Origin of the sequence: Methylomonas subterranea (assembly GCF_024505185.1) — a bacterium.
Classification (GTDB): Bacteria; Pseudomonadota; Gammaproteobacteria; order Methylococcales; family Methylomonadaceae; genus Methylomonas; species Methylomonas subterranea.
Map to the genome: position 1 here is coordinate 1 of NZ_JANIBJ010000070.1, position 6,155 is coordinate 6,155.

A 6,155-nucleotide genomic window follows, 5' to 3' on the forward strand; every position below is an offset into this window, starting at 1 on the left:
TTGATACTACCGGACTCCGGGGAGCGCTATTTGAGTTCCCGGTTATTTGCCTGATGATGCGGGGGATAAGGCAAAAGCCCGTCACTAATCTCGATAACGTTATCGCGCATGGGCATATAGCCAATTTCGATTGAATTATCGATATTTACCGTTTTATTGCCGGATTCAATTTCGCTACCATCTATCCGTCGAGTTAAACCAACGATTGCCACACTTCAAGGAGATGCGGATGAGCAGGCCAATTGAAACCGATTATTCTAAATCAAGCCTGGGTCAAGACGTGGCTCAGCACATTATGTCCATCCTGCAAGGCATACGCTTTGGTTCTCTGGAAATCGTGGTGCACGACGGGCGTATCGTGCAAATCGATAAGCACGAGAAGTTCAGAATCAAAACCGACTCGGCCACCCATTAAACCAGCCGCCGAAACCCTCGGCGCTAACAAGCACAGCGAACTGACCGGACCGCCGGAAGTTAGCGTAATTTCCCAATTGATTACCTTACTCCACTCGGAAGGTCAAACGATGAAACCGCACTATCTGAAAGCTCAAGCCGGCAGGCGACTGGCGGTCGCCTTGCTGTTGGCGCCAGGACTGGCCGGCGCCGAAGACTACTACCAAAAAACCAAGGGCTACCGGGTTGAACCCGAAACCGATCCGCCCGCCTATGTGCGCAACTTAAGCAAAACCCAGTTCGAACAATTCCGCGACGTGGAATGGCTGGACGTGGGTTTGGACTTTCGCACCCGCTACGAATATCGGGAGAACGACTTGCGCCGTCTGACCAACCCCACCACCGGCGCGGCCCTGAACACCTACCGCAACGACCCGGACAATTTGTGGTTGCTGCGTACCCGCGCCTACGTCGGCGTCAAGGATATCCTGGACCCCTTGCGTTTCGCGGTGGAATTCGAGGATGCCCGCAGCTATAACGGCATCTACCCAAAAACCGACGCCGACGTCAACGAATTCGAATTGATTCAAGGCTACGGCGAACTGTATTTCGCCAACGCCCTGGGCCATAACCGCCCCATCAGCATCCGCGCCGGCCGCCAGTCCCTGGAATTGCTGGATCGGCGCCTGATCGGCAACAACCAGTTCCGCAACACCACCAACAACTTCGAAGGGGTGCGGCTGCGCTTCGGCAAGAAACAGAACAACTGGGATCTGGATACCTTCGCCTTTCAGCCGGTGGAACGGAGCATGAACAAATTCGACCAGCCGGATGAAGACACCTGGATTTACGGCGCCGTGCTCAGTTTGAAGCAATGGTCCGACCATGTCACCCTGCAGCCCTACGTGTTGGGGCGCAAAGTCAACGGCGACCCGCTGAACCGGGTGGCCGCCAGCCGCAAGGCCGACATGGATATCTACGCCCCCGGCTTGCGGGTGTACGGCTTGCTATGGGACAGCGGTTTCGATTTCGACGCCGACCTCAACAAACAATTCGGCCGTTCCGGCACTTTGAACGGCAACGCGCCGGGTGGTCAGGTGCTGCGCCAGCACGACGCATTGGCTTACTCGCTGGAACTGGGCTACAGCTTCGAGCACGACTGGAAGCCCAGGGCCAGTTTGTATTACGGCTACGGCACGGGCGACAAAAATCCCAACGACAACGTCAATAATCGCTTCGACGCCTTTTACGGCTTCAACCAGCCCTGGTCGCGCAACGACTACTTCTCCTGGGACAACATCCATGCCCCCAAAACCCGCCTGGAGTTCACCCCGTACAAGGATGTGCGCATCGACATGGGCTACAACGCCTACTGGCTGCAAAGCGAAACGGATGCCTGGAACCGCGCCAACCTGCGCGACCGCAGCGGGCAAAGCGGCAACTTCCTCGGCCACGAATTCGACATCCGCCTGCGCCACCAACTCAACGCCTATGTGGACTGGAGCCTGAGTTACGCCCGTTTTACCCCCGGCGATTTTACAAAATCGTTCAATCAAACCGTCAGTGCCACGGCGGGGCCGTTTACCAATGAGCCCGGCAATTTTTTCTACTTCGAGGTGTCCTTGAATGCCTTTGGCGACGGCAAACCCAAATACCACTAAGCCCGGCCGGCTTAGCGGCTGAAAACGGCTGGCGGCGACGGGAAAGCCACGCCTTTATATATTCCGATAACAGATATCTAATTCTAAAACTATCGTTTTAATTGCAATTTGAGATGACCTAAGCTGTGCGCACTCAAACGCACCGCGCAAGCACTTTTAGCCCATTTAAGGAGACACCATGCCATTGAGCAAAACCCTGAAACCCCTGCTGGTCGGCTTGTCTTTGCTGCTGAGCGGCAGCGCCATGGCGGACAGAACCCTGCTGAACGTATCCTACGATCCGACCCGCGAGTTTTACCAAGACTTCAATAAAGCCTTCATCCAATACTGGAAAGACAAAACCGCCGAAGAGATCAACGTCCAGCAATCGCACGGCGGTGGCGGCAAGCAAACCCGCGCGGTCATCGACGGCCTGGAAGCCGACGTCGTCACCCTGGCCCTGTCCGGCGACATCGACCAAATCGCCGAACGGGCCGGCTTGCTGCCCAAGGACTGGCAAAGCCGTCTGCCCGACCACAGTCTGCCCTATACCTCCACCATCGTCTTTCTGGTGCGCAAGGGCAACCCCAAAGCCATCAAAAACTGGGACGATCTGGCCAAGGACGGCGTCTCGGTGATCACGCCCAATCCCAAAACCTCCGGCGGCGCCCGCTACAACTATCTGGCGGCCTGGGCCTTCGCCGAAAAAGCTTACGGCAGCACGGACGCCGCCAAGGAATTCGTCAAAAAACTGTTCAAAAACGTCCCGGTGCTGGATTCCGGCGCCCGCGGCTCCACCACCACCTTCATCCAGCGCGGTATCGGCGATGTGTTGATCACCTGGGAAAACGAAGCCTTTCTGGCCTTAAAAGAATACGGCGCCGGCGAGTTCGAGATCGTGGTGCCGCCGGTCAGCATCAAGGCCGAAACCCCGGTGGCCGTGGTGGAAAAAGTCGCCAAGAAAAACGGCAATCTGGACTTGGCGACAGCCTATTTGCAATACCTGTACAGCCCGGCCGGACAAACACTGGCGGCCAAGCACTTTTACCGGCCAACGCATCCTGAATTGGCCGATGCCGAAGACCTGAAACGCTTCCCCAGTCTGGAACTGTTCACGGTCGACCAACAATTCGGCGGCTGGGCCAACGTGCAAAAAGTGCATTTCGACGATGGCGGCAACTTCGATCAAATCTACGCGCCGTAATCCGCTGTCGGCGCGGGATGGCCGCCGCCATCCCGCGCGTGCAAGCCAGCAAAAGGACGAGCAAAAAACGGACGAGAGATATCACACCGCTGTTTTTTTAAACCAAGCCAACATCATAGCCATGCCGCAAAGCCACATCATGCCGGGATTTCGCCCGGCACTCGGTTTCACCCTGTTTTATCTGGCGCTGATCGTCCTGATCCCGCTCAGCGCCATGCTGCTGAAAACCCTGCAGCTCAGCCTGGAGCAGTTCTGGGCCATTCTGACCCATAAACGGGTCATCGCCTCGTTCAGCGTCAGCTTCGGCGCCACCTTGATGGCGGCCGGCATAGCCGCCGTGTTGGGCTCCATCATCGCCTGGTGTCTGGTGCGCTATCCCTTTCCCGGCAAAAAGCTGTTCGACGCCCTGATCGACCTGCCGTTCGCCCTGCCGACCGCCGTGGCCGGCATCGTGCTGGCCACGCTATACGAACCCAAGGGCTGGATAGGCAAAATCGTCATGGACGCCATCGGCGTGCAGATCGCCTACAAACCGCTGGGCATCGTGGTGGCCTTGATTTTCATCGGCTTGCCCTTCGTGGTGCGCACCATAGAGCCGGTACTGCAGGAATTCGACAGCGCCATGGAAGAAGCCGCCGCCAGTCTGGGCGCCAACCGCTGGCAAGCCTTCGTCAAGGTGATACTGCCCAACCTCCTGCCGGCCGCCATCACCGGCTTTGCGTTGGCCTTTGCCCGCGGCATCGGCGAATACGGCTCGGTCATCTTCATTGCCGGCAACATGCCCTATGTCTCGGAAATCGTGCCGCTGTTGATCATCACCAAACTGGAACAATACGACTACGCCGGCGCCACCGCCATCGGCCTGATCATGTTGATCCTGTCCTTTATCCTGCTGCTGGTGATTAACGGCCTGCAGTGGTGGATACGCCGCCGTAATGGTCAACTATAGGAGATCAGCCATATGAGTGCCGCAAGTCCCGTTCTACACCCCAGCGCCCAGTCGCTGTCACTGCGCGACGCCGCCTGGCTGCGCCATACCCTGGTCGGCATCAGTCTGGCCAGCATGGCCTTATTTTTGTTGTTGCCCTTGGCCACGGTATTGCTGGCAGCCTTCGCCAAGGGCTGGGCCACCTACGCCGACAGCCTGGCGCAGCCCGACGCCCTGGCGGCCATGCGCCTGACCCTGCTGGTGGCGGCCATCACCGTGCCGCTGACCACCGTATTCGGCGTATCGGCGGCCTGGGCCATTGCCCGCTTCGAATTTCACGGCAAAAGCCTGCTGACCACCTTGATAGACCTGCCGTTTTCGGTCTCGCCGGTCATCGCCGGCCTGATTTACGTGCTGATCTTCGGCGCCCAGGGCTGGCTGGGGCCCTGGTTGTCCGAGCACGGCATCAAGATCATTTTCGCCGTCCCCGGCATCGTGCTGGCCACCTTGTTCGTCACCTTTCCCTTCGTGGCCCGGGAGCTGATTCCCCTGATGCAGGAAATCGGCCACGAAGAGGAAGAGGCCGCCTTGTCGCTGGGCGCCAGCGGCTGGCAGACCTTTTTCAAGATCACCCTGCCCAACATCAAATGGGGCTTGTTGTACGGCGTGTTGCTGTGCAATGCCCGCGCCATGGGCGAATTCGGCGCGGTATCGGTAGTGTCCGGCCATATTCGCGGCCTGACCAATACCCTGCCGCTGCATGTGGAAGTCAGCTACAACGAATACGACTTCGTCGGCGCCTTCGCCAGCGCCTCGCTGCTGGCCGGGCTGGCGCTGGTGACACTGGTGGTGAAAGCCTTCCTGGAGTGGAAGCAAAAGCAAGATATCAAGGCGTCCCGGCGAGCGGCCGCCGCCTAACCCGGACAACGACTTTAGCGAGACAGAACATGGGCATTAACTTACACAACATCAGCAAAAAATTCGGTGCCTTCAACGCGCTGGACAACATCAACCTGGATATTCCGGAAGGCGAACTGGTGGCGCTGCTGGGGCCGTCCGGCTGCGGCAAGACCACCTTGCTGCGCATCATCGCCGGCCTGGAGCAGGCCGACCGGGGCGAGGTGTATTTAAAGGGCGACAACGTCACCGATCAACCGGTGAAAAATCGCCAGATCGGCTTCGTGTTTCAACACTATGCGCTGTTTCGGCACATGACCGTGTTCGACAACATCGCCTTCGGCCTCAGGGTCAAGCCGCGTAAGCAGCGTCCCAGCGAAACTCGGATACGAGAAAAAGTGCATTCGCTATTGCAACTGGTACAACTGGATTGGCTGCACGACCGCTTTCCGGATCAATTGTCCGGCGGCCAGCGCCAGCGTATCGCCCTGGCCCGCGCCTTGGCGGTGGAGCCCTCCGTGCTGCTGCTGGACGAACCCTTCGGCGCCCTGGATGCCAGCGTGCGTAAAGACCTGAGATTGTGGTTGCGGCATCTGCATCATGAACTGAATGTCACCAGCATCTTCGTCACCCACGATCAGGAAGAAGCCATGGAAGTGGCCAGCCAGATCGTGGTGCTCAATCACGGCAAAATCGAACAAAAGGGCAGTCCCAGCGAGATCTACGATCAGCCGCAAAGCGACTTCGTCTCCCGCTTCATCGGCCAGACCAATGTGTTCAGGATAGAAGAACACGGCCACGACTGGTTGAAAAGCACCGGCATCATCATCGATGAACCGCAAGGCATCGTCGCCCACGTGCGGCCGCACAACATCAGCGTGGAAAAACCCGCCGACCCGGCCCATGCGCCGGTGTACCTGAAAGACTGGCAACACCTGGGCGGCACCATCCGCCTGGAACTGAACCGCGACGGCCACCACGGTGCCGGCGGCACCATCTACGCCGAAATGCCCAACGAGCAGTTCAAGGCCCTGGCCTTAAACAAGGGCGACCGCGTGGCACTGCGCTTCAAGCATGCGCATTGGTTTAATTG

Annotated in this window: 6 protein-coding genes; all 6 read left to right on the forward strand. The window is 58.3% G+C overall.

Features of this window, described 5'->3' with window-relative positions:
* Positions 1-229 precede the first annotated feature (229 nt).
* Entirely contained in the window at positions 230-415 is a 186-nt protein-coding gene (locus NP590_RS20075) for a YezD family protein (RefSeq protein WP_256604524.1), read from the forward strand.
* 109 nt (positions 416-524) lie between these two features.
* Complete coding sequence (locus NP590_RS20080; RefSeq protein ID WP_256604525.1) at positions 525-2,054, forward strand: alginate export family protein; 1,530 nt, start codon at positions 525-527, stop codon at positions 2,052-2,054.
* A 178-nt stretch (positions 2,055-2,232) separates the two neighbouring features.
* A complete protein-coding gene (locus tag NP590_RS20085; protein WP_256604526.1) occupies positions 2,233-3,237 on the forward strand; it encodes a sulfate ABC transporter substrate-binding protein in 1,005 nt (334 codons plus the stop codon).
* Positions 3,238-3,358: 121 nt separating this feature from the next.
* Positions 3,359-4,186 (forward strand): sulfate ABC transporter permease subunit CysT, encoded by an 828-nt coding sequence (cysT, locus tag NP590_RS20090; RefSeq protein WP_256604528.1) that lies wholly within the window; start codon positions 3,359-3,361, stop codon positions 4,184-4,186.
* 12 nt (positions 4,187-4,198) lie between these two features.
* Positions 4,199-5,083, forward strand: coding sequence for a sulfate ABC transporter permease subunit CysW (gene cysW / locus NP590_RS20095; RefSeq protein ID WP_256604530.1), 885 nt, complete (start codon positions 4,199-4,201; stop codon positions 5,081-5,083).
* 29 nt (positions 5,084-5,112) lie between these two features.
* The coding region (locus NP590_RS20100; protein ID WP_256604531.1) for a sulfate/molybdate ABC transporter ATP-binding protein at positions 5,113-6,155 on the forward strand (1,043 nt) is incomplete at its 3' end.

What these genes read in the sequence shown, in the direction of transcription:
- NP590_RS20080 (WP_256604525.1), top strand. Translation starts at nt 525, where the DNA reads ATGAAACCGCACTATCTGAAAGCTCAAGCCGGCAGGCGACTGGCGGTC.
- NP590_RS20075 (WP_256604524.1), top strand. Translation starts at nt 230, where the DNA reads ATGAGCAGGCCAATTGAAACCGATTATTCTAAATCAAGCCTGGGTCAA.
- NP590_RS20085 (WP_256604526.1), top strand. Translation starts at nt 2,233, where the DNA reads ATGCCATTGAGCAAAACCCTGAAACCCCTGCTGGTCGGCTTGTCTTTG.
- cysW (WP_256604530.1), top strand. Translation starts at nt 4,199, where the DNA reads ATGAGTGCCGCAAGTCCCGTTCTACACCCCAGCGCCCAGTCGCTGTCA.
- cysT (WP_256604528.1), top strand. Translation starts at nt 3,359, where the DNA reads ATGCCGCAAAGCCACATCATGCCGGGATTTCGCCCGGCACTCGGTTTC.